This window comes from Amycolatopsis sp. BJA-103 (assembly GCF_002849735.1).
Classification (GTDB): Bacteria; Actinomycetota; Actinomycetes; order Mycobacteriales; family Pseudonocardiaceae; genus Amycolatopsis.
The window spans coordinates 8,852,360-8,874,948 of the sequence record NZ_CP017780.1; the positions used below are offsets into that span (position 1 = coordinate 8,852,360).

Below are 22,589 nucleotides of genomic sequence, written 5' to 3' on the forward strand. Positions count from 1 at the left end.
TCCCTAGAGCGAGTATTCGAGCGTGTACGACATCGTCGGCTCACCGAGGACGCCCGTGGTGGTGCCGGACCCGGTGATCCCGGCGAGTTCACCCGTTCCGGAGCCTTCGACCACCGTGAACGTCGACGAGATGCCCTGCGCGTCGAATCCGGTGTCGTGCTTGATCACGAAGCTTCCCTTACGCCCGTCCACAGTGCCCTCGACGCGTTCGAATCCCGGCGCGGTCGTTCCGCCGCCGTCGTAACCCTCACCCGCGTAGTACAGCAGGTAGTCCACGATCGACTCGCCGTCGATCAGTCCGCTGTAGGCGAGCGTGGCGTGGGCGTAGGCGACGCGCGGGCCGCCCTCGGTGCCGCTGACGACGTTTTCTTCCCAGTTCTTCATGGCGAAGGTGTTCATGGGTTCACCCTGTCAGCCATACCTGTCAGGATGTGTCAGGTTTTAGTGGATACTGGATTCATGCGCGCGAGCAGACTCCTGTCGGTCCTCCTCTTGCTGCAGAACCGCGGCCGGATGACGGCGGAGGAGCTGGCGGCCGAGCTGGAGGTTTCGGTCCGGACGGTCTACCGCGACGTCGAGGCGCTGTCCGCGGCCGGCGTGCCGGTGTACGCCGAGCGCGGGCGCACGGGCGGGTACCAGCTGGTCGACGGTTATCGCACGCGGCTGACCGGGCTGACCGAGGAAGAAGCGCAATCGCTTTCGCTGGCGGGTTTGCCCGGCGCGGCCGCGGAACTCGGGCTCGGCACGGTCCTCGCCGCCGCTCAGCTCAAACTGCACGCGGCCATGCCCGCGGAGCTGCGCGCCGGGGCGAGCAAGGTCTCCGACCGGTTCTACCTGGACGTCCCGGGCTGGCACCGCGGGATCGAGAGCCTGCCGCGACTGTCCGAACTGGCCGACGCGGTCTGGCACGCGCGGCGGATCAAGGTCCGGTACGAACGCTGGGGCCAGAAGAAGGTCGAGCGCGTCCTCGACCCGCTGGGCCTGATCCTCAAGGCGGGGAACTGGTATCTCGCGGCGCGCTGCGACGGGACCGACCGCACCTACCGGGTCTCCCGGATCGAGGAGCTCGACGATCTCGGCGAGACCTTCGAGCGGCCGTCCGACTTCGACCTCGCACGCTACTGGCTGGAGTGGTCGGAGCAGTTCGAGAAGCGGATGTACTCGCGCGTGGCGATGGTCCGGCTGAACGAGTTCGCCCGCATACTCCTACCGTTCTATCTGGGCGCCGTCGGCACGCGAGCGTTGCGGGAAGCCGTCGAAGGCGGCGCCGAGCCGGACGAGGACGGCTGGCTGACGATGGAACTGGCCGTCGAGCCGGGGGAGTCGGCCGTCGGTGAACTGCTGCGGTTCGGCGGGAACCTCGAAGTACTCGAACCGCCGGAGCTGCGCGAGCGGCTGGCGGAGGAGATCAGGAAGATGGGCGCGCGCTATGGCTGACCTGGACGGCATCACGATCGGGATCACCGCGGAGCGGCGGGCCGACGACTTCATCGCCGCCCTCGAACGACATGGCGCGACCGTGCTGCACGCGCCCACCATCCGCATCGTCCCGCTGCCCGACGACGCCGAACTCCGCGCGGCGACGGACGCCGTGCTGGCCGAACCGGTCGGGTTCACCGCGGTCACCACCGGCGCCGGGTTCCGCGGCTGGCTTTCGGCGGCGGAAGGCTGGGGGCTGCGCGAACCGCTGCTGGAACGGCTGGCGGCGTCCCGGATCTTCGTGCGCGGGCCGAAAGCGGCCGGCGCCGTGCGTGGCGAGGGGCTGCGCGAGGAGTTCTCCGCGCCGGAGGAGAGCAACGCCGGACTGTTCGAGGGCTTGCGCGACGCCGGGGTTCGCGGGGCGCGGGTCGCCGTCCAACTGCACGGCACGCTGCTGCCCGAACTCACCGGGCTGCTGCGGGATTCCGGCGCGGACGTCGTCCAGGCACAGCCGTATCGCTGGCTTTCGCCCGCGGACGTCGAACCGGTGCACGATCTCGTCGAAAGTGTGCTCACCGGACGGGTGGCCGCGCTCGCGTTCACTTCCGCCCCCGCGGCGGCGAATCTGCTCGTGCTGGCGGGCTCGCGCCGAGAGGAACTTCTCGCCGCTCTTCGAGGTCCGGTGCTGTGCGCGTGCGTCGGACCGGTGACCGCGGCGCCGCTGGAGGCCGCCGGAATCCCGACCGTCCAGCCCGAACGGCAGCGGCTCGGCGCCTTGGTGAAACTTCTCGTCGCGGAACTGCGCATTCGGCCGTCTTGACGGGTGTGGTCCCCTTTGCCAGGCTCGACATCGAACGCACGGGAGGGCGGAGGATGTCCGAGTCGGTCACCTTCGTGCGGGCGATGTTGCGCAAGGGATCTTCGGTACTGGGCGCGAGCCCGGCCGACGAGGCACCCGATCCCGATTCCGTTCCCGACTGGCGTTATCGCGAAGACTCGGCGGACTCGCTGCTGATGCGCGCGATCCGCTACTCCGCGCTCGGCCCGATCTTCTACCGCGTGGCCGCGTTTCCCAAGGTGTACATCGGTTTCCTGGTCGCGAACGGATCGGCCGGGATCGTCCCGGTGCTGAGCACGACGATCTTGGCGGTGCTGCTCAACGTCATCGCGGTCTGGTGGGTGGTGCGGGGCCGCGGGATCCGGGCGAAGACCTCCGGGCTGCTGATGTACGCGGATCTCGCGGTGGGCGTGGTGCTCACGACGATCGTGGCCCTGGCCGCGCCCACCGAGATCCAGCCGTTCGCCATCGACGTCGCGTGGACCTGGATGGTCGGGACGGTGGCGTTGTGGACGTTGTCGTTCGGACTGCCCGCCGCTTGCCTGTTGCTGATCGCGGCTTTTCCGTTCCGGGCGTTCCTGACCTGGATCGGCGGGCTCCCGATCGACCATCCGCTCGCGGTGAGCCGGTCGGTGGGCTGCATGATCGCGCTGGTCGTGGCGATGGTGACCACGGCGGGGATCCTGATCCTGCTCGGCGTCGGGACCCGGTTCGCGCTGGGGATCGGGATGCGCCGAGGGCAGCGTGCCGAACGCCTGCGGACCCAGCGGGTCATGCACGACTCCGTCCTCCAGACCTTGGAAGCGATGGGCCTGGAGGCGCCGGACGACGAAACCGCCGCCGCGGAACGGCTCGCGGAAATGCGCGCGACGGCGCGGGCACAGGCCGCCGAACTGCGGCGCGAACTGGTCGGCCCGGACGCGCCGTCGGCCCGCGGCCTCGCGGCGGACCTCGCCGAGGTCGCCACCGAAATGGCGCGCGACGGCCTCCGCACCCAGCTCGTCGCGGCAGAGAACGAAGAGGACTACCGCCTCTCGCACGCGCGCCGGACCGCCATCCGCGACGCTGTCCGCGAGGCGCTCCGAAACACCGTGAAGCACGCCGGGACGAAACAGGTCGTGCTTCGCGTCGAAGAGCGCGAAGGCGGCATCGCGGTCATCGCGCGGGATCAGGGAACCGGCTTCAGCATGCTGGACCGGCCGCCGGGGTTCGGGATCAGCCAGTCGATCATGGCGCGGCTGACCGAGGTCGGCGGGCGGGGGACGATCGATTCGCATCCGGGGCGGGGGACTCGGGTGACGCTGTGGGTGCCGCACTGAGTCCAGGCCTCGGTTGGGGTGGCGCTCACGCGTGTGCCGGGCGTTGACGATGAAGGAATTGGGACGTTGAGTGTCCCGATTCCTTCACCGTCGACGGGGGTCGGAGCGGACGGCAGCCGAGTGGGGAAGATTTGGGACGTTGAACGTCTCAAATCTTCCCCACTCGCCCACCGGCATCCAGAACAAAGCCCCACAAGCTCACCGAGATGACATCAGGATCCAGTGGGCAGGCAAATACCGGTCCACCAGAACCGTCCTAGCCACTCACGAGGCGACCAGAAGCGGTCAGTCCTCTTCGGCCGGAACCTCTCCGCTCTCGATCTGACGCATGGCTTCGCGCCCGGCGGCCTCTTCGCTCAATCCCTGCCGCCAGTACCCGGTGAAGCAGATCGCCCGCTTGTCGACCCCGCGCTCCCGCACGAGATGCCGCCGCACCAGCTTCACCATGTTCGCCTCGCCCGAGACCCACGCGTAAGGCGTCCCGCCCGGCAGATCCGCCTTCCGGACGGCTTCCAGCACGGCGTCGCCGACCGGGCCGCCGGGGTCCCGCACCACCCAGTGCAGTTCCACCGTCCCCCGCGTCTCGAAGACCTGCCGGTCCTCACGGTCGCCGATCTCGACGTAGACCAGCGCCCGCGTCCCGGCGGGCAACGCTTCGACGATCGCGCCGATCGCCGGGATCGCGGTTTCGTCGCCGATCAGCAGTTGCCAGGTCGTTCCTTCGGGCACGTCGTAGAGCCCGTGCGGGCCCAGGAGGGCGACCCTGTCGCCCTCCGAAACGCGCGAAGCCCACGCGGAGGCGGGGCCTTCGTCGCCGTGCAGCACGAAGTCGATGTCGATCTCTTGCACCGACGGCCGCAGCGCGCGCACGGTGTAGGTGCGCATCGCCGGCCGGACGTCGTCGGGCATCGCGAGGTAGGTCCTGTACCAGGACAGCACTTCGTCACCGCCCAGCGGCGCGGGCAGGACGGGCTCCGCCTGACCGGGCTGCGGGAAGAACACCTTCAGGTACTGGTCGGGCGCCTGATCCACCATCGACGCCCCCGAGAAGGTCACCCTGCTCATGTGCGGGGTCAGCCGCCGGACACCGGTCACCTTCGCCTCGATGTAACTCATTAGGCGAGGCTAACCTAAAAAAGCCCGCCCAGGCCGGCGTCGTCATCGGGATCACGCTGCCACCGGTATTTTCGCAGGTCGACGCGCTGGCCGTCGGCCATGACGCCCTCCGCGCGCAGCCGTTGCAGCTGTTCGTCGACCAGATGCGGAGCCGGTGTCCCGTCGGCGCGCAGAATGCGGTGCCAAGGCAGGTCGTGGCCGTCCTCGCCGAGGATCCGCCCGATCAACCGCGGTGACGGGGCTCCCGAAACCGACGCTATATCCCCATAAGTCGCGACCGAGCCGGCGGGCACGCTCGCGATGACCTCGCGCACCCGCTCGTGCAGTTCGTCATCCATGGGACCACTTTGCCGTGCCGCTGCGAGGTTGTGTCGGCGGGGCGTGGTTCCATCGTGGGCGTGAACGGGCGGCGAACAGCGGCAGGAACCGACGCGCGGCTGGTCCGCACGCCGGTCACCGGCACGCCGTCCTTCCAGTGGGACTCCGGCGCCCGCCGCCTGCTGGCCGCTCCCGACGGCTTCCGCCGGGTCCTCGGCGGCCCTGGCACGGGCAAGACGGCGTTGCTGGCGTCGGCGGCCTCGCGGCGCATCGCGGAGGGCGCGGATCCGGAGAGCGTGCTCATCCTGACCACTTCCCGCAAGGCGGCCGACGTCCTGCGCGCCGACATCACCCACCGGCTCACCACCGATCCGGAAGAGGATCCGCTGCCGCGCACGATCCGTGAGCCGCTCGTGCGGACGGTGCATTCGTACGCGTACGCGCTGTTGCGGATGGAAGCGCAGGCCGACGGACTCCCGCCGCCCCGCCTGCTGGCCGGGGCCGAACAGGACGTCGTCGTCCGCGACCTGCTGGCGGGCGACCTCGAAGCGGGCGCGCTCGACTGGCCGGAGCAGCTGCGGCCCGCGCTGAACGTCCCAGGTTTCGCCGAGGAACTGCGAGACCTCCTGCTCCGCGCCGCCGAACGCGGGCTCGGCCCGGAGGATCTGGTCGAACTCGGCAGGCGCCGCGGTCGCGAAGAGTGGATCGCGGCGGGGCACTTCTGGAGCCAGTACGAAGAGGTCACGCTGCTTCAGGGCGCGGGCGGCAACGCGCTGGGCGTGGCGAGCGCGCCCGCGCTGGACGCGGCGGAGCTGGTCACTTCCGCGCTGCTGGCGCTCGAGGACGACCCCGAACTGCGCGAACGCGAGCAGCGCCGGATCCGGCATCTGTTCGTCGACGACGCCCAGCACCTCGACCCGCTGCAGACGCAGCTCGTCCGGCTCATCGGGCACGCGGCGGACGAGTTCGTCGTCGCGGGCGACCCCGATCAGTCCGTGTTCTCCTTCCGCGGCGCGGATCCCCGCCTGTTCGCCGACGCGGACGACGACGGCGAGCGCACCGTCCTGCTGACCACCGCGCATCGGCTCGCCCCGGTGATCCGCACGGCCGTCACGAAGCTCGGCGCCGTGCTGCCCGGCTCGTCGCCGCAGCGCAAACTCGTCGACGCGCCGGACGCCGAGGGCGGCGCCGTCCGTGTCCGCCTGATGCCGACACCGGCCGCCGAGGCGAGCTGGATCGCCGATCAGCTCCGCCGCGCGCATCTCGTCGACGGCGTGCCGTGGCCGGAGATGGCGGTGCTCGTCCGGTCGCCCGCCCGTACTTTCCTTGTCCTGCAACGCGCGCTGCGGGCCGCCGGGGTCCCGATCGGCTCGGCCACCGAGGAACTGCCGCTCGCGAAACAACCCGCCGTCCGGCCGTTGCTGGCGATGCTGCGGCTCGCCGCGGAGCCGGAACTGCTCGACGTCGACCTCGCCGAGATGCTGCTGTCCTCGCCGCTGGGTGGCGCGGATCCACTCGCCCTGCGGCGCCTGCGCCGTGGCCTGCGCAGGCTCGAACTCGCGGGCGGCGGACAGCGATCCAGCGACGAGCTGCTGGTGGAAGCGTTGCGCACCAACGACGTCCTCACCGGGCTGGCCGAGGCCGAGTCACTGCCGATGCGCCGGATCGGCGGGCTGCTGCACGCGGCGCACCAAGCCGTGGTGCGCGGTGACGGCGTCGAGCAGGTGCTGTGGGAGCTGTGGCAGAACAGCGCGCTGGAGCAACGCTTCCTGCGGTTGGTCGATCGTGGCGGTTCTCTGGGCTCCCAGGCGGATCGGGATCTCGACGCGATCGTCGCGCTCTTCGACGCGGCCGGTCGTTATGTCGACAGGTTGCCGAGGGCGAGCGTCGCCTCGTTCGCGGATTACCTGTCCTCGCAGAACATCGCCGGTGGCACGCTGGCGCCCGCGGCCATCAAGAGCGACGGTGTCTCGCTGCTCACCGCGCACGCGTCCGCCGGCCGTGAGTGGACGGTCGTGGCGATCGCCGGTGTTCAGGAAGGAAGCTGGCCGGATCTGCGGCTGCGCGGCTCCGTGCTCGGTGTCGAGCGGCTGGTCGACCTCATGTCCGGCGTCGACAGCGAAAAGGTGTCCGCCACCGCCCCGATCCTCGCCGAAGAGCGGCGGCTGTTCTACCTCGCCGCGAGCCGCGCGCGCAAGACGTTGCTGGTCAGCGCGGTCGCGGGGGAGGACGAGCAACCCTCGCGGTTCATCGACGACCTGGAGGAGAACGGCGCGGACGACGGCGGCCTCGACTCGCGGATGAAACCGGCGGGACGTTCGCTGGTGCTCGCCGAACTCGTCGGAGAACTGCGTGAGGTCGTTTGCGATGAGACCAGCGAGCCCGAGAGGCGGCAGCGGGCGGCGCGTCAGCTCGCCAAACTGGCCGCCGCCGGAGTGCCGGGCGCGCATCCGGGCACCTGGTACGGCTTGCTGGAGCCCTCCACCGGCGAACCGGTGCACGGGCCCGGCGATCTGATCCGCATCTCACCGTCCACCGTGGAGGTTCTGGTCAAATGCCCGCTGCGGTGGCTGATCGAACGCCACGGCGGCAGTGACCCGGCGCAGCTCGCGGCCGTCACCGGAACCCTGGTGCACGGGCTCGCGCAGGCGGTCGCGGGCGGCAGCAGCGACGAGCAGATCCGCGCGGCCCTCGACGAGGCCTGGGTGCGGGTCGACGCGGGGGCGCCGTGGTTCTCGCGCCGCGAGCGGTCGCGGGTCGAGAAGATGCTGCAGAACTTCATCACCTGGCTGGAGTCCAGCCGCAAGGAACTGATCGAAGCCGGGGTCGAGCAGGACATCGAGGTCGAGCTTCCGGTCGGTGAAGACGACGTCCGCGTCCTCCTGCGCGGCCGTGTCGACCGCGTGGAGATGGACAAGGACGGCCGCCCGGTCGTCATCGACATCAAGACCGGCAAGGTCCCGATCTCCGCTTCCGACGCCGAGCAGCATCCACAGCTGGCCGCGTACCAGCTCGCCGTGTTGCTCGGCGCGGTCGAGGGCGGTTCGAAACCCGGTGGCGCGCGGCTGGTCTACGTCGCGAAGTCCAACAACAAGACCGGATCCACCCAGCGCGAGCAGGCGCCGCTCGACGAAGACGGCGGCAAGCAGTGGCTCGAACTGGTGCGCTCGGCGGCCGGTTCCGCCGCGGGGCCCGAGTACGGCGTCACCGAGAACCCGGACTGCGATCGTTGCCCGGCAAGGGGTTGCTGCCCGCTGCGGCCCGAGGGCAGGCAGGTGACCGGCCCTTGATCTCCGAACTCCAGCGCCGTCAGGTCGAACCGGCCGAGATCGCCCGCGCGCTCGGCCTGCACAGCCCGACCGACGAACAGGCCGAGGTCATCGCCGCCCCCATCGAGCCGTCGCTGGTGGTCGCGGGGGCCGGGGCGGGCAAGACCGAGACGATGGCCGCGCGTGTGGTGTGGCTGGTGGCCAACAGCATCGTGCCGCCGGAACGCGTCCTCGGCCTGACCTTCACCCGCAAGGCCGCCCGTCAGCTCGGTGAACGCGTCCGCACCCGGCTCCGGCGGCTGGTCGGCTCGGGCCTGCTCGACAAGATCGACCCGACCGGCGACCTGCGCACGACGGTGACCGCCGGGGAACCGACGGTGCTCACCTATCACGCGTACGCCGGGCGGCTGCTGTCCGAACACGGCCTGCGGCTGCCGGTCCAGCCCGGGGTGCGGCTCCTTTCGGAGACGTCCTCCTGGCAGTTCTCGCATCGCGTGGTGTCCACTTGGGACAATGATCTCGACACCGATCGCGTGCCCTCCACGGTGACGGCGCAGCTGCTGGCGCTGGCCGGGGAACTCGGCGAGCACCTGGTCGAAACCGAACGGCTGGCGCAGTACACGTCCTGGCTGTGCGATGTCATCGAGAAAGCGCCACGGGCCAAAGGGCAGCGTGCGGCGTTGCCCCAAAAACTGGCCGAAGTCATGACGGCGCAACGGTTCCGGCTCGCGCTCCTTCCGCTGGTCGAGGCGTACCACACGCGGAAGCGAGCGGAAGGCGCGCTCGACTTCGCCGATCAGATGTCGCTGGCCGCGCAGCTCGCCGACAGCTATCCGGCGGTGGTCGCGGGGGAACGTGAGCGGTACGGCGCGGTCCTGCTCGACGAGTACCAGGACACCGGGCACGCCCAGCGGATCCTGCTGAGGTCGCTGTTCGGCGGCGTCGAACATCCGCCGATGCCGGTGACGGCGGTGGGTGACCCGGCGCAGGCCATCTACGGCTGGCGTGGGGCGAGCGCGGCGAACCTGCCGCGGTTCACCACGGACTTCCCGCGCGACAACGGCGAACGGCTCGTCCCGGCGCTGGATTTCGGGCTGTTGACCAGTTTCCGCAATCCACCCGAGGTACTGGAACTGGCCAACGCGATCTCGGAACCGTTGCGGGAGCGAGGCTTGGGCGTCGCGCGGCTGCGCGCGCTGGAAGGCGCCGGAACGGCCGACATCGCCTCCGCGCTGCTGCCGGACGTCCGTGCCGAACGCGAGTGGGTGGCCGACGCGGTGGCGAAACGCTGGTTCGAAACCATGGAGGAGACCGGAAAACCGCCGACGGCCGCGGTACTGGTGCGCCGTCGCGCGGACATGGCGCCGATCGCGGCCGAGATGCGGGCTCGCGGGCTCCCGGTGGAGGTCGTCGGGCTCGGCGGCCTTCTCGACGAGCCCGAGGTCGCGGACCTGGTCAGTACGTTGCGGGTGCTCGCCGATCCGCTCGCGGGCAGTGCGGCCGCGCGGTTGCTGACCGGCGCGCGCTGGCGGATCGCCGCGGCCGACCTCGCGGCGTTGTGGCGCCGTGCCGGTGAGCTTTCGTCGCCGGTGCCGCCTTCGGGAAAGTCCGACGTGGATGAACCGGTGCTGGTGACCGAACGGGTCGAACAGGCGGGACTCGCCGACGCGATCGACGATCCCGGTACCGCGGAACGCTATTCGACGGAAGGCTATCGCCGGATCCGCCGGGTGGGCGGCGAGCTTTCGGCGTTGCGCCGCCGTCTCGACCAGTCGTTGCCCGAACTGGTCGCCGACGTGGAACGCACGATGCTGCTCGACGTCGAATCACTGGCCCGCCCCGGGCCTGCCGGTCGTGCGCATCTGGACGCTTTCGCCGACGTCGTCACGGATTTCGCCGAGACCTCGCCGACGGCCACCCTTTTGTCCTTTGTGGACTACCTGAACACGGCCGCGCACGCCGAAGACGGGCTCACCCCCGGCGAGGTGGAGGTCGTCCCGGACCGGGTCCAGGTGCTGACCGTGCATTCGGCGAAGGGGCTGGAATGGCAGATCGTCGCGGTTCCGCACCTGGTCAAGGAGGTCTTCCCGGGCAGGCGTCGTTCGTCGTCCTGGCTGCGGACGTCGACCGCGCTCCCGGCCGCGCTGCGCGGGGACTCGGAGGATCTGCCGGAGCTGCGGGTCGCCGAGGGGTATGACCGCAAGGAAGTCCAGGAAGCGCTGGAGCTGCACGAAGAGGGCTTCGTCGCGCGGGAGGCGGATGAGGAGCGGCGGCTCTGTTATGTCGCGCTGACCCGCTCCGAGCGCACGCTGCTGGTTTCCGGCCACTGGTGGAACGAGAGCAGCGCGCGGCCGAAGGGGCCGTCGGAGTTCCTGCTCGAAATCGGCGAGGTGATGCGGGGGAACTCGGTCGGCCGGATCGAGCACTGGGCCGACGAGCCGGAGAGCGACGGGGAGAACCCTCTGGTCGCGGACTCGCGCAAGGCGCGGTGGCCGGTCGATCCGCTGTGGCCGCGGCGTGAGGGTGTCACCAACGGGGTCGACATGGTGCTCGGTGCCATGGAAGACACTGCGGGCGCGGAAGAGGGCGACGCCGAGGAAGAGGAAGAGGAAGATCCGGACGGCTGGATCTCCGACACCAAGGTGCTGCTGGAAGAGCGCGCGCGGGCGCAGAACCGCGTCCAGCAGGTCGTGCTGCCGCCGCATCTTTCGGTGAGTCAGCTGGTGGAGCTGTCGGCCGATCCGGCCGCGCTGGCCAAACGGCTGCGGCGGCCGCTTCCCGTGCGCCCCAACACTTACGCGCGCCGGGGGACGGCGTTCCACGGCTGGCTGGAGCAGCGGTTCGGCGGTGAACAGCTGCTGGAGATCGACGATCTGCCGGGTGCGGCGGACGTCGACGAGGCGCCCGATTCCGAGCTGGAGGCGCTGCAGACGGCGTTCGAGAAGAGCGAGTGGGCGAACCGGGTGCCGCACGCCGTCGAGGTCCCGTTCTCGGCCGACGTCGTCGGCGTGACGGTGCGCGGGCGGATGGACGCCGTGTTCGCCGACTCCGACGGCGGCTGGACCGTCGTCGACTGGAAGACCGGCGCCGTCCCGGAGAAGGACCGGCTCGCGCCGCTGGCGGTGCAGCTGGCGGCGTACCGGCTGGCGTGGGCCGCGCTGAAGAAGATCCCCGTGGAGAAGGTTCGGGCGGCGTTCCACTACGTGAAACACGACAAGACCGTCAGCCCGGCGGATCTGCTGGACGCCGAAGGCCTGCGAAACCTGCTGCGAAGCGTCCCGACGATCTAGTTCGCGTTGCCAACTACCGCAACTAGAGGACGAAACGCGGCGGGGGTCAGGCGCGGTCGCGCACCTTCAGGGCCCAGGTCACGAGCGGGATCTGAAGCGGGACGCGGGCCCAGAAAGCCGCGCGCAAGGCCTTCGGGGCCTTCCGGCGGTCGGCGTCGGCGGCCATCTTCACGTTCCCCGGCAGGACCACCACGAACAGCAGCGCGGCCGCGAGCCCGCCGAGCCGGCGCGTCTTGGGAGCGGCGACCGCGGCGGCGACCCCCAGCTCGGCCACCCCGGAGCCGTAGGTCCACGCCCGAGGCGAACCCGGAAGCTGCTTCGGGATGATGGCGTCGAAGGGTTTCGGCTGGACGAAGTGCAGGACCCCGGCCGCGCCGAGCAGGCCGGCGAGGAAATATGCGGGCCGCTGAGACGGCTTGGAATCCGAAGACATGCCCTGAGCTTCGCATACCGAGCTGAACGCAAGGTTCGTCGGCTATCCTCCCGACCGTGAGTGACGCGGACCAGGCCGGAGCCTGTGCATGAGGGTTCTCAAGCGTTTCCCGGTCAGGCTGAGCGACCGCCCGGACCACGAGCTCGTCGGCGTCATCCGGATGCCGGAACTGACGGTCAGCCCGCTGCGGTCGATCCTGAAGCGGATCATCGGCGCGATGCTCGCCCTGCTGGCGACCGTGCTGATCGTCTACCTCGACAGGGACGGCTATCGCGACACCAACGGCGACGGGCTCAGCTTCCTCGACAGCCTCTATTACGCGACCGTGTCGCTGTCGACCACCGGTTACGGCGACATCGCCCCGGCGACGTCGTCCGCACGGCTGGTGAACGTCCTGGTGATCACCCCGCTGCGGGTGCTGTTCCTCATCGTCCTGGTCGGTACCACACTCGAAGTGCTCACCGAGCGCTCTCGTCAGGCTTTCAAGATCCAAAAGTGGAGGACCAAGGTGCGTGACCACACGGTCGTCGTGGGATTCGGCACGAAGGGCCGGTCGGCGGTCAACGCGCTGCTCGGGGACGAGAACACCGAACCCGACCACATCGTCGTCGTCGACACCGACCAGCAGGCCCTCGAAGCGGCCACCTCGCTCGGTCTGGTGACCGTGCACGGCTCGGCCACCCGCGCCGACGTCCTGCGGGTCGCCGGCGTGCAGCGGGCCAAGGCCGTCGTCGTCGCCCCGAACCGGGACGACACCGCGGTGCTGGTCACGCTGACCGCGCGCGAACTGGCCCCGAAGGCGCACATCGTGGCGTCGGTGCGGGAAGCGGAGAACGTCCACCTGCTCAAGCAGTCGGGCGCGAACCAGGTCGTGGTGTCGAGCGAGACCGCCGGGCGCCTGCTCGGCATGGCGACGTCGACGCCGCTGGTGGTCGACATGGTCGAGGATCTGCTCACCCCCGAGTCCGGTCTCGCGATCGCCGAACGCCCGGTGGAACCGTCCGAAGAGGGCGGATCGCCGCGGCATCTGTCGGACATCGTGCTGGGTGTCGTCCGCGACGGCGTCCTGTATCGCGTGGACGCGCCGCAGGCGGACGCGATCGAGCCGGGCGACAAGCTGCTCTACATCCGGAAGGTGACCGCGGCGGAGACGATCGAGCGGTAGCGGGGGACCTTTGGTATCACCGTCCCCGGACAAGGGGGCTCCTGCTGTTCTGCCGCTGGCATCGCCCTTGCCCGGACGAGCGGGCTCGCTGTGTTTTGCCGCGAGGTTCTGGGAGCATGGCGATTGTGCGCAACCGATCGGACCCCGCCAGAGGGCTCACCCCGGGGTGGAACTCCCTGGCCGTGGCGGCCGGTGCCGGCCTGCTGGTGATCTTCCTGGCCTGGTTCGCCGGGCCGGGGTTGTTCGGCATCACGAGTGACGCCCAGGGCACGACCGTGCAGGCGGAGGTCGTCCAGCCCGCGCCCTGTGCGGGCGGCGGCGCGACCGAGACCGTCAAGTTCGAATTCGGTGGCAAGCCGATGGAGGCTTCGCTCAACGGCTGCGGGCACGGCAAGGGGGAGCGGCTCGAGGTCGTCGTCCCCGCCGGTGCTTCGGGGGACGCGGTCTCGGTGCACGCGGCCGACGCGGCGGCGGGAGCCAGCGACGCGCGGCGGCCGCTCGGGCTGGCCCTGCTGGTGTTCAGCTGCTTCGCCGGCGGGATGTACGTCTTCCTCGTCCTGCGAGGGCCGCGTCGGCTGGCGACGGCCTGACACGAGCCTCGTGAGTGGCAAGGGCGGTTAGAACCAAAGCGGTCTTAGGTACCTGCTGGTTGTGACTGGAGTTGGTTGCAGGTCCGTGAAGGCCTCCTTGCCTACCCTGAAGGTAGTGAAGGAGGCCTTCACCCCTTTCCCGAGTACATGAAGGCCCCCTTCCTGTACCTAGGCGCAAGGAAGGGGGCCTTCATGTACTGCGGGGGCGAGCCAGGGCGGCGGTGGCGTGGTGGGTCGAGTCTCGTGAGTGGTAAGGCGGTTAGAACGGACCGGTATTTGCCTACCTACGCGTGACCAGGGCGAAGGTGTAGTGCGGTAGTCGAGGGGGTCGGTCCGGTCTTGGTACTTGATCGACGGAGGATCGGGGACACTCAACGTCCCCGATCCTCCGTTGATCAAGACCGTGCCACCCCCGCAACCTCGCGGACGGCAGTCGAGCGGGGAGGATTCCGGACGTTGAACGTCCCGAATCCTCCCCGCTCGCCCACATCGGCAACCAGAACAAGCCCACCGAGATGGCATCGGGATCCAGTGGGTAGGCAAACGCGGGTCCGCCAGAACCGCCCTTACCACTCACGAGGCTGGTGACCAGCCGGACCGGGCAAGCCGGAATCGCCCACGGCCCCGTATCCGTCGGCGAGCGGCGCCCACAGCACCAAGTACGTGAAGGCCCCCTTCCTGTACCTAGGCGCAAGGAAGGGGGCCTTCACGTACTTGAGTGGCTAGGAAACGGCGCTCGCCGGGGCCGAGAAGGTGTTGCAGTCGGCGACCCGGTTGTTGCTCGCGCCCGCCCGCCACCAGGACGCGTAATGCGCGTTCGTCCCGTGGTCCTGGCTGCGTGAGGTGTTGTCGCCCCGGGTCTCCTGGTCGTTCCAGGCCTTGTTGTACATGTCCCGGCTGACCGTGCCGCCCTGGTCGACGTGCGCGCCGAGGAACATCCCGGAGAAGCACTGCGCCTGCAGTTCCTTGCGCCGTGACATCTCCAGCCCGGACGGGCTGTTCTGGCCTGCTTCGTAGATCTTCTGCCAGGCCGCGTCCATCAGCCCGGCGACCTCCTGCACGTGGTGCCCGTACTCGTGCGCGAAAAGGGCCAGGTAGACGCCGGGGTTGTTGCCGTACTGGTCGGTCTGCAGACCCCGGAACGGCACGTAGAGGTTGTTCTCGCAGTAGTACGCCGCCGTCGCGATGCCCACCTGGATCGTGCCGCATTCGGTTTCGAAGCTGGCGCCGGTCGGGAAGTGCAGGGCGGGCGGGGTGAACGGCAGGCGGTAGGCCTCGAGGAACGGGCCCCACGAGTTGTCGAGGCATTTGCCCGCGGCGGTGAAGAACGCCTCGGCGGCCTGTTGGCTGCTCTGCCACTGCGGCAGCGCGCAGACGCGGTTCTGCAGGCCGGCGTTGGGATCCTGGAGGATCGGGTGGTCGCCGAGCTTGAGGATCTTCTGCGGCCCGCTCGACGACGACGGCGCCCTGGTCGGCGACGTCGGGAACGGGTTCGACGAGGACGAGGGGGACGACGACCCGCTCGGCGGCAGGGCCGCCGGGGAAGTCGGGTTCGGGAGGGTCGAATAGCCCGCGTTCGCGACGGGATCCTTGTCGTCACGATTGAGTGAAACGATCGCGACCAGGCCGAGGACCAGCACGGCGACCGCGCCGAGGCAGATACCGACGATCGCGCCCGTCGACCGGCGCGGAGGCGGCGGCGGGAACTGGTGCGGCGCACCGTGCCACTGGGCTGGGGGTGGGCCGTGCACCGGCGGTGGCTGGACGGCGCCGCGTGGCGGCCACTGGCCGTGGGGCGGTTGCGTCATCAAGTCGGTCCCGGTGGTTCTAGGGGCGGACCGGGGGTGCCCGGCCCGATGTTCAGCATAACGAGCTAACGGCTTCTCCTCCCACAGCTCGGCTGCAGAGGGTATCCAGCGTGAGGCGAGTGGTCACCCATCAGTGTCGTCACCCCAGCTCTGGCTGGGTGTCGGACCCTCTGGAAGAGTGTGCGTAAGCAACGCGAAACGGGTAAGGGGCTGTCGCATGACGGAGACCGGCGGACCGTCCGGGCCGGAAGGTACCGAGACGCCGAAGCCGCAGGCGGACGCACCGACGCCGCCGCAGGGTGAAGTGCGGCCGCCATCGGCGCCGGAGCAGCAATGGCAGTCCCCGTCCGGGGTGACGCCGCCGCCTCCGCTGCCGTCCTATCAGCCGCCGCCGCAGCAGCAGGTTCCGGACTGGAAGGTCGGCCTCGGCAGGCCCGGGGTCATCCCGCTGCGCCCGCTGAACCTGACCGACATCCTCGACGGCGCGGTCACGGCCATGCGGAAGTACTGGCGGATGGTCTTCGGCGCCGCGGCGATCACCGCCGTGCTCACCGCGGCCATCAACCTGGTCGGGCTGCTGCTGATCGACACCACCAGCGACCTCGAACAGGTCCGCGATCTCGGTCCGGCGGCCACCGATCAGGAACTGCTGAACCAGATGCTCGGCCTGCTCGGCGGGACACTGGCGACGTCGTTCATCGGCCTCATCGCGACCCTGCTCGGGACGACGCTGCTCACCGGCTTCCTGACCGTCCTGATGGGCAAGGCCGTGCTGGGCAAGCCGGTCACCTTCAAGGAGGCGCTGAAAGAGGCGACGCCCCGGCTGTTGCCGCTGCTCGGGCTGACCGTGCTCTACACGCTGGCGATCATGGTCGCCGCGATCTTCTGCCTCCTGCCTGCGATCATCCCCTACACCTTCTGGGCGCTGGCCAGCCCGGCGTTCATCCTCGAACGCGGCACGGTGATGGAGTCGTTCCGCCGGTCGGTGAAGCTGGTCTCGGGCATGTTCTGGCGGGTCTTCGGGATCCTGCTGCTGGCCACCGTGATCGCGTCGTTCCTGGCGTCGATCATCACGCTGCCGTTCAGCTTCGGCGCCTTCATGTCGATCTTCGGCAACCTGAACGAGATGTACGTCCCGTCGACCGGTGACCTGATCCTGCAGTCGGTGGGTACGGTGATCTCGCAGACGATCGTCGGCCCGTTCACCGCGCTGGTGACCGTGATCCTCTACATCGACCAGCGGATGCGCCGCGAAGGCATGGACATCGAACTGGCCCGCGCCGCCGGGATCACGCCGCCGCCCCCGCCTCAGGCATGGTGACGCGCTTTCTCACCGACGTCCCGGTCGACATCGACCGGGACACCGCCCGGCTGCGCGCGGCCGAGGAGCTCTCGGGCCAGGCGTATCAGAACGCGAAACCGAGTTGGCTGTCCGAGGCGTTCAGCTGGGTGCTCGAAAAGCTGCTGGGCTTCCTCGACGCCGTCGACACCGCCGTGCCCGGTGGGATCTTCGCCGTGGTGCTGCTCGTCGTCGTCCTGATCGTGCTGGTCGTGGTGATCCGGCTGCGGTCCGGCCCGCTGGCGACGTCGGCCAGGGGCGGCCGGGCCGTGTTCGCCGGGCAGCGCAAGGCGTCCGGCGAACATCGCAGGGCGGCGGGGGAGGCCGCGTCGAGGGGCGACTTCGACGACGCCGTCCGTGAGATGTTCCGTGCCGTGGTGCGGTCCTTGGAGGAACGGGCGCTGCTGGACGAGAAGTCGGGCCGGACGGCCGACGAGGCCGCCGACGAAGCCGGGCGGATACTCCCGGACGTCGCCGTTCCGCTGCGCGCCGGTGCCCGGTTGTTCGATGACGTCCACTACGGAGGGATCCCGGCCACCGAGGCCGGCTACCGCTCACTGTCCGAATTGGACGAACGCTGCCGCCGTACCCGGCCCGTCGCGCTGGTGGCCGGATGACCTCGGTTTCGCCCGACGCCCGCCGGATCTGGCATGGGGTGCGGCTCCCGCTCGCGGTCGTCCTCCTGCTCGTGCTCACCGGAACGCTGCTCGTCCTCTTCCAAGGCGAGCAGACCACCGGCGCGCTCGAGCCGGATTCGTACGAGCCCGGCGGCAGCCGCGCGCTGGCGACCCTGCTGGAACGCGAAGGCGTCGAGATCATCACGGTGCGCACGGCGGCCGAGGCCGACGACGTCGCGGGGAAGGCGACCGTCCTGATCACCCAGCCCGCCTACGTCCCCAAGCGCACGTTCACCGAACTCCGGCGCATCGCTTCCGATGTCGTCCTGGTGCAGCCGAGCCCCGGGACGGTCGACGAAGTCCTTCCCGGTGTGCGGGTGGCGGGTGAGCTCGAAACCGAGACTCGCCGGCCCGACTGCCAGGCGAAGGACCCCGTCGCGGCGGGGAGCGCGACGATGGGCGGCCTGAAGTATTCGGCCACACAGCCGAGGGCGGTGGAATGCTACGGCGGTTCGTACCTGGAAGTGCCCGGTCCACAAGGGACGGTGAGCGTCCTCGGCGCCCCCGCGCCGCTGACCAACGAGTGGCTGGCGAACGAGGGCAACGCGGCCTTGGCGATGCGGCTGCTCGGGAAGAACGATCGGCTCGTCTGGTACCTGCCGACACCGGCCGATCCCTTCCTGGAGAACGAGAAGAAGCCGCTGTCCGAACTGATCCCGGCGGGCTGGTCGTACGCGGCGCTGCAGGCCGGGGTCGCGGTGGTGCTGCTGGCGTTGTGGCGCTCCAGGCGGCTGGGGCCGGTGGTGACCGAGCCGATCCCGGTCGTGGTGCGCGCGGCCGAGGCCACCGAGGGACGGGCGCGGTTGTATCGCAAGGCGAAGGCCGCCTCGCACGCCGGGGAAACCCTGCGTGAGGCGGCCCGCGCGCGGCTTCGGCCGTTGCTGGGGCTCACCCGCGACGCCGAACCCGCGGCACTGGTGGAATCCGTCGCCGTGCGGACCGGCCGGGCACCGGCCGAGATCGGCGCGCTGCTGTACGGGGACCCGCCCGCCGACGACGCCACGCTGGTGCGGCTGGCGGACGGACTCGATGTCGTGGAACGAGAGGTGGAGCGGTCTTGAGTACCGAACAGTCCGATGTGGACACAGGGGACGCCGCGGCCGAAGCGCGGGCGGCGCTGATCGCCCTGCGTGCCGAGGTCGGAAAGGCCGTGGTGGGCAACGACGCGGCCGTCACCGGGCTCATCATCGCGTTGCTGTGCCGGGGACACGTGCTGCTCGAAGGCGTTCCGGGCGTGGCGAAGACGTTGCTGGTGCGGGCACTGGCAGCGGCGCTGGACCTGGAGACGACCCGGGTGCAGTTCACCCCGGACCTCATGCCGGGCGACATCACCGGCTCCATCGTCTACGACGCGCACAGCGGCGAGTTCTCCTTCCGCGAGGGCCCGGTCTTCACGAACCTGTTGCTGGCGGACGAGATCAACCGCACCCCGCCGAAGACGCAGTCTTCGCTGCTCGAAGCGATGGAGGAGCGTCAGGTCTCCAGCGACGGCAAGACGCGGCCGCTGCCCGACCCGTTCATCGTCATCGCGACGCAGAACCCGGTCGAATACGAGGGCACATACCCGTTGCCCGAGGCGCAGCTGGACCGGTTCCTGCTCAAGCTGACCATGCCGACACCGTCCCGCGAGGACGAATTCGGCATCCTTTCCCGGCACGCGCAGGGTTTCGACCCGCGCAACCTGGCCGCGGCCGGGATCAAACCGGTCGCCGGGGCCACCGAACTCGACGCGGCGAGGCGTGCGGTCGCCGGGGTCACCGTGCGCCCCGAGGTGCTCGCCTACATCGTCGACGTCTGCCGGGCGACGCGGTCGCTGCCGTCCGTGCGCCTCGGTGTTTCCCCGCGCGGAGCGACGGCCCTGCTGGCCGCGACGCGGGCGTGGGCGTGGCTCGCGGGCCGCGACTACGCCACCCCGGACGACGTCAAAGCCTTGGCACGGCCGTCTTTGCGGCACCGGCTCGATCTGCGGCCCGAAGCCGAACTCGAAGGCGCGACCGCGGACGGTGTGCTGGACCGCGTCCTCGCGTCCGTGCCCGTTCCACGCTGATGGCCGTCACCGGGCGGCTCGGGCTCCTGGCGCTTCTCGCGGCGCCGGTGGTCGGTCTCCTGCTGCCCTCGTGGGCCGGGATCGGGCTGGCCGCGGCGGTCCTGTTTCTTTTGGTGGTACTGGATCTCTTGCTCGCCGGGAGCGTGCGGAAGCTGCATTTCGCGCGGTCCGGCGCGACGTCCGTGCGGCTGGGAGAAGCCTGCGAGGTCACGCTGACCGTGGCCAATCCCGGCGGCCGCGCGGTGCACGCCCGGCTCCGGGACGCCTGGCCGCCCAGCGCGGGCGCGGACGACCGGCACCGTTTTTCCCTGCCCGCCGGCGAACGCCGCGTCGTGACCACTCCGCTCCAGCCGACCCGGCGCGGTGACCGCCGGGCGGCCAGGGTCACCGTCCGGTCGACCGGGCCGCTGGGCCTCGCGGCGCGGCAGGGTTCGCACGAGGTGCCGTGGACCGTGCGGGTGCTGCCGCCGTTCCACAGCCGCAAGCATCTGCCGTCGCGGCTGGCGCGGCTGCAGCAGCTCGACGGCCGCAACGCGGTGCTGATCCGGGGCCAGGGCACGGAATTCGACTCCCTGCGCGAGTACGTGATCGGCGACGACGTCCGGTCGATCGACTGGCGGGCCTCGGCACGCGCGTCCGACGTGATGGTGCGGACCTGGCGTCCCGAACGCGATCGGCACGTGGTGCTGGTCCTCGACACCGGCCGCGTTTCGGCGGGCCGGGTCGGCGACGCGCCGCGACTCGACGCGGCGATGGACGCGGCCCTGCTGCTGGCCGTGCTCGCCGCGCGGGCGGGCGACCGCGTCGACCTCCTCGCCTACGACCGTCAGGTCCGCGCGGCCGTCCAGGGATCGACGGATCTGTTGCCCGCCTTGGTGAACGCGATGGCGCCGCTCGAACCGTCGCTGATCGAGACCGACGCGCGGGGAATGGTCGCGGAGGTGCTTCGGCGGACCCGGCGGCGCGCGCTGGTCGTCCTGCTGACCGGGCTGGACGCGGCGCCGCTGGAAGAAGGCCTGTTCCCGATCCTGTCGAAACTGACCTCGCGGCATCAGCTCATGATCGCTTCGGTGGCCGATCCCCGGGTCGCCGAGATGGCGGCGGGCCGCGGCGACGCGGAAGCCGTCTACGACGCGGCCGCGGCCGAGCGGGTGCTGGCCGAACGCCGCCAGGTCACCGCGCGGCTGGCGCGGCACGGGGTCGAGGTCGTCGACGCCGTGCCGGAGGACCTTCCGCCGCGGCTGGCCGATCGGTATCTCGCGCTCAAGGCGGCCGGACGGCTGTGATGTCGAGGGCCGCGAACCGGCTCCGACTCCCTGGTGAACCGATCACCAGGAGGAACAGATGGAATTCGACCGGCACTGCGCGGAGATCGTCACCCAGGCCGAACTGCTCGCGACCGAACTGGCGGACGCCGAACTGACCACGCCCGTGCCGTCCTGTCCCGGCTGGACGTTGGGCGCGCTGGTGCGTCATCTCGGCGGTGGGCACCGGTGGGCGGCGGAGATCGTCCGGACCCGGGCGACGGTGCCGGTGCCCGACGACCAGGTGCGCCAGGTGGACGGCGACGATTCCGGTCCGCTGCCCGGGGCTTGGCTGGTGGAAGGTGCTTCGCTGCTGGCGTCGGCGCTGCGGGAAGCGGGGCCGGACGCCGAGGTCTGGGTGCCGTTCCACTACCGGACGGCGTCGTTCTACGCGCGCCGGTTCACGCACGAGACGCTGGTCCACCGCGCGGACGCGACCCTCGCCGCGGGACTCGGCTTCCACGCCGGGCCCGAGGTCGTGCTCGACGCCATCGACGAGTGGATGGAACTCGAGGCGCTGCCGGAGCACTTCGAGTTCCGGCCGGAGAAGCGGGAGATCCTCGGTGACGGCCGATCGGTGGGCTTCGAGGCGGGAGAGCACGCGTGGTTCGTCGATCTCGGCGGCTCCGCGGTCACTTGGGAGCGGGGTCGCCGCGGGGCGGCGGCAACCGTCCGCGGAGCGCTAACGGATCTGCTGCTGGTGCTCTACCAGCGCAAAGACGCCCAAGACGTCGTCGGTGACCCTGCCTGGTTCAAGTCGTGGCAGACCCACGTGCGGTTCGGCTGAACCCGATGGGGTGGTGCCGGTTGGCGGCGGGTGTCGCGGGCGGTTAGCTCGGAAGGAGATCCAGACCGACAGGATTGGGGTCCGGCTTGCGCAAGGTCGTGCTGTTCTTCGCGTTGCTCCTGATGGCGCTGCTCGTGTCACCCGCTTCCGCGCAACCCGCCGGGACCCCGGTCTACCTCGCCGACGGGGGCGGGAACGTGTCCCTGGCCGTGGCCGACGGCAAGCCCGCCCTCGCCGACGCGAAGGCCGCCGGTGCGCTGTGGGTGTACGACAAGGCCGCGCTTTCGTACAAACACGTCGCGAGTGGACAGTGCTTGGCGGCGATCAGCCCGGTGGACGGGATCGGCGTCAAACTCGTGGCGTGCGACGGAAAGGACCGCTACCAGCAGTGGCGCCGCAACGCCGGGCTGCCCGGGCTGGTGCTGCTGGCGAACGTCGCGACCGCGCGCTGCCTGACGGCCGAGTCGCCGACCGCCGGGGCACGGCTCTACCAGGAGGTCTGCTCGCTTCCCGGGCTGTCCAACGCCTGGGCCGCCGGGGTGCGGACGCTCGCGATCCTCTCCGGCAACGGGCAACGGCTGTCCTCGAAGACGCCGGGGCAGCCGTTCGTGGTGCGCGTGATCGGGGAGAACGGCCAGCCCGCGGCCGACGTGCCGGTGAACTTCTTCGTGCGCGCGGCGCGGCCGAAGAACGTGCTGGTCTTCGAAGGCGGCGCCGAGACCGCGACGGCGAAGACCGGCGCCGACGGTTCGGCGACGAGCCCGAAGATCGTCCTGACCGAACCCGGCGAGTTCGAGATCCGGTTCGCGGGCAGCGCGAGCCTGGAGGACGGGAACAGCATCGCTTTCGAGGGCAGCTGTAGCTGCTGAA

The 22,589-nt window shown here is 70.3% G+C and carries 19 protein-coding genes; 14 read left to right on the plus strand and 5 right to left on the minus strand.

What is annotated here, in order from left to right; genetic code table 11:
- Positions 1-3: 3 nt before the first annotated feature.
- The gene (locus BKN51_RS40200; RefSeq protein WP_101612533.1) at positions 4-399 is read right to left on the minus strand and encodes a DUF3224 domain-containing protein; all 396 of its coding nucleotides are present in this window, start codon (positions 397-399) and stop codon (positions 4-6) included.
- Between the two features lie 60 nt (positions 400-459).
- Here BKN51_RS40200 and BKN51_RS40205 point away from each other — a divergent pair, with 60 nt between their 5' ends.
- From BKN51_RS40205 to BKN51_RS40215, 3 genes are read left to right on the plus strand one after another with little or no spacing between them, the layout of a single operon-like run.
- Positions 460-1,437, plus strand: coding sequence for a helix-turn-helix transcriptional regulator (locus BKN51_RS40205; RefSeq protein ID WP_101612534.1), 978 nt, complete (start codon positions 460-462; stop codon positions 1,435-1,437).
- Positions 1,430-2,239 (plus strand): uroporphyrinogen-III synthase, encoded by an 810-nt coding sequence (locus BKN51_RS40210; RefSeq protein WP_101612535.1) that lies wholly within the window; start codon positions 1,430-1,432, stop codon positions 2,237-2,239. The genes BKN51_RS40205 and BKN51_RS40210 overlap by 8 nt, the downstream gene beginning before the upstream one ends.
- A gap of 53 nt (positions 2,240-2,292) precedes the next feature.
- Positions 2,293-3,576 (plus strand): sensor histidine kinase, encoded by a 1,284-nt coding sequence (locus BKN51_RS40215; protein ID WP_101612536.1) that lies wholly within the window; start codon positions 2,293-2,295, stop codon positions 3,574-3,576.
- A 285-nt stretch (positions 3,577-3,861) separates the two neighbouring features.
- Here BKN51_RS40215 and BKN51_RS40220 read toward each other — a convergent pair whose 3' ends face one another.
- Positions 3,862-4,692: a siderophore-interacting protein gene (locus BKN51_RS40220; protein ID WP_101612537.1), complete on the minus strand. Its 831-nt coding sequence runs from the start codon at positions 4,690-4,692 to the stop codon at positions 3,862-3,864.
- Between the two features lie 14 nt (positions 4,693-4,706).
- Entirely contained in the window at positions 4,707-5,030 is a 324-nt protein-coding gene (locus BKN51_RS40225; protein ID WP_101612538.1) for an MGMT family protein, read from the minus strand.
- A gap of 54 nt (positions 5,031-5,084) precedes the next feature.
- Here BKN51_RS40225 and BKN51_RS40230 point away from each other — a divergent pair, with 54 nt between their 5' ends.
- Together BKN51_RS40230 and BKN51_RS40235 are read left to right on the plus strand one after the other, a co-directional pair.
- On the plus strand, positions 5,085-8,300 hold the full coding sequence (locus BKN51_RS40230) for an ATP-dependent helicase (protein WP_174720513.1): 3,216 nt from the start codon (positions 5,085-5,087) through the stop codon (positions 8,298-8,300).
- Entirely contained in the window at positions 8,297-11,569 is a 3,273-nt protein-coding gene (locus BKN51_RS40235; RefSeq protein ID WP_101612539.1) for an ATP-dependent helicase, read from the plus strand. The genes BKN51_RS40230 and BKN51_RS40235 overlap by 4 nt, the downstream gene beginning before the upstream one ends.
- 46 nt (positions 11,570-11,615) lie before the next feature.
- On the opposite strand, the gene BKN51_RS40240 is transcribed toward BKN51_RS40235, so the two are convergent.
- Positions 11,616-12,002, minus strand: coding sequence for a DoxX family protein (locus BKN51_RS40240; RefSeq protein ID WP_101612540.1), 387 nt, complete (start codon positions 12,000-12,002; stop codon positions 11,616-11,618).
- A gap of 88 nt (positions 12,003-12,090) precedes the next feature.
- Between BKN51_RS40240 and BKN51_RS40245 the strand changes: the two genes are divergently transcribed.
- Positions 12,091-13,167 carry a potassium channel family protein gene (locus BKN51_RS40245; protein ID WP_101612541.1) on the plus strand — a complete coding sequence of 359 codons (1,077 nt, stop codon included), beginning with the start codon at positions 12,091-12,093 and terminating at the stop codon, positions 13,165-13,167.
- A gap of 182 nt (positions 13,168-13,349) precedes the next feature.
- Positions 13,350-13,757 carry a hypothetical protein gene (locus BKN51_RS40250; RefSeq protein WP_101612542.1) on the plus strand — a complete coding sequence of 136 codons (408 nt, stop codon included), beginning with the start codon at positions 13,350-13,352 and terminating at the stop codon, positions 13,755-13,757.
- Between the two features lie 722 nt (positions 13,758-14,479).
- On the opposite strand, the gene BKN51_RS40255 is transcribed toward BKN51_RS40250, so the two are convergent.
- Positions 14,480-15,565 carry a neutral zinc metallopeptidase gene (locus tag BKN51_RS40255; protein WP_233223102.1) on the minus strand — a complete coding sequence of 362 codons (1,086 nt, stop codon included), beginning with the start codon at positions 15,563-15,565 and terminating at the stop codon, positions 14,480-14,482.
- A 217-nt stretch (positions 15,566-15,782) separates the two neighbouring features.
- On the opposite strand from BKN51_RS40255, the gene BKN51_RS40260 reads away from it, so the two are divergent.
- The 7 genes from BKN51_RS40260 to BKN51_RS40290 all read left to right on the plus strand — a co-directional run bounded on the left by BKN51_RS40260 (position 15,783) and on the right by BKN51_RS40290 (position 22,588).
- Positions 15,783-16,886: a hypothetical protein gene (locus tag BKN51_RS40260; RefSeq protein WP_101612543.1), complete on the plus strand. Its 1,104-nt coding sequence runs from the start codon at positions 15,783-15,785 to the stop codon at positions 16,884-16,886.
- Entirely contained in the window at positions 16,880-17,521 is a 642-nt protein-coding gene (locus BKN51_RS40265) for a DUF4129 domain-containing protein (RefSeq protein WP_101612544.1), read from the plus strand. Before BKN51_RS40260 ends, BKN51_RS40265 begins: the two co-directional genes overlap by 7 nt.
- Entirely contained in the window at positions 17,518-18,642 is a 1,125-nt protein-coding gene (locus tag BKN51_RS40270) for a DUF4350 domain-containing protein (RefSeq protein WP_101612545.1), read from the plus strand. Before BKN51_RS40265 ends, BKN51_RS40270 begins: the two co-directional genes overlap by 4 nt.
- Positions 18,639-19,628 carry an AAA family ATPase gene (locus BKN51_RS40275; protein ID WP_233223103.1) on the plus strand — a complete coding sequence of 330 codons (990 nt, stop codon included), beginning with the start codon at positions 18,639-18,641 and terminating at the stop codon, positions 19,626-19,628. The genes BKN51_RS40270 and BKN51_RS40275 overlap by 4 nt, the downstream gene beginning before the upstream one ends.
- On the plus strand, positions 19,628-20,914 hold the full coding sequence (locus BKN51_RS40280; protein WP_101612547.1) for a DUF58 domain-containing protein: 1,287 nt from the start codon (positions 19,628-19,630) through the stop codon (positions 20,912-20,914). Before BKN51_RS40275 ends, BKN51_RS40280 begins: the two co-directional genes overlap by 1 nt.
- A gap of 58 nt (positions 20,915-20,972) precedes the next feature.
- Positions 20,973-21,719, plus strand: coding sequence for a maleylpyruvate isomerase family mycothiol-dependent enzyme (locus BKN51_RS40285; RefSeq protein ID WP_101612548.1), 747 nt, complete (start codon positions 20,973-20,975; stop codon positions 21,717-21,719).
- Positions 21,720-21,805: 86 nt separating this feature from the next.
- Positions 21,806-22,588 (plus strand): hypothetical protein, encoded by a 783-nt coding sequence (locus tag BKN51_RS40290; RefSeq protein WP_101612549.1) that lies wholly within the window; start codon positions 21,806-21,808, stop codon positions 22,586-22,588.
- The last annotated feature ends 1 nt before the right edge of the window (position 22,589 follow it).

Excerpts from the sequence above, each read along its gene's own strand:
- BKN51_RS40200 (WP_101612533.1), bottom strand. The coding sequence starts at position 399 with ATGAACACCTTCGCCATGAAGAACTGGGAAGAAAACGTCGTCAGCGGC.
- BKN51_RS40205 (WP_101612534.1), top strand. The coding sequence starts at position 460 with ATGCGCGCGAGCAGACTCCTGTCGGTCCTCCTCTTGCTGCAGAACCGC.
- BKN51_RS40210 (WP_101612535.1), top strand. The coding sequence starts at position 1,430 with ATGGCTGACCTGGACGGCATCACGATCGGGATCACCGCGGAGCGGCGG.
- BKN51_RS40215 (WP_101612536.1), top strand. The coding sequence starts at position 2,293 with ATGTCCGAGTCGGTCACCTTCGTGCGGGCGATGTTGCGCAAGGGATCT.
- BKN51_RS40220 (WP_101612537.1), bottom strand. The coding sequence starts at position 4,692 with ATGAGTTACATCGAGGCGAAGGTGACCGGTGTCCGGCGGCTGACCCCG.
- BKN51_RS40225 (WP_101612538.1), bottom strand. The coding sequence starts at position 5,030 with ATGGATGACGAACTGCACGAGCGGGTGCGCGAGGTCATCGCGAGCGTG.
- BKN51_RS40240 (WP_101612540.1), bottom strand. The coding sequence starts at position 12,002 with ATGTCTTCGGATTCCAAGCCGTCTCAGCGGCCCGCATATTTCCTCGCC.
- BKN51_RS40245 (WP_101612541.1), top strand. The coding sequence starts at position 12,091 with ATGAGGGTTCTCAAGCGTTTCCCGGTCAGGCTGAGCGACCGCCCGGAC.
- BKN51_RS40255 (WP_233223102.1), bottom strand. The coding sequence starts at position 15,565 with ATGACGCAACCGCCCCACGGCCAGTGGCCGCCACGCGGCGCCGTCCAG.
- BKN51_RS40260 (WP_101612543.1), top strand. The coding sequence starts at position 15,783 with ATGACGGAGACCGGCGGACCGTCCGGGCCGGAAGGTACCGAGACGCCG.
- BKN51_RS40265 (WP_101612544.1), top strand. The coding sequence starts at position 16,880 with ATGGTGACGCGCTTTCTCACCGACGTCCCGGTCGACATCGACCGGGAC.
- BKN51_RS40270 (WP_101612545.1), top strand. The coding sequence starts at position 17,518 with ATGACCTCGGTTTCGCCCGACGCCCGCCGGATCTGGCATGGGGTGCGG.
- BKN51_RS40280 (WP_101612547.1), top strand. The coding sequence starts at position 19,628 with ATGGCCGTCACCGGGCGGCTCGGGCTCCTGGCGCTTCTCGCGGCGCCG.
- BKN51_RS40285 (WP_101612548.1), top strand. The coding sequence starts at position 20,973 with ATGGAATTCGACCGGCACTGCGCGGAGATCGTCACCCAGGCCGAACTG.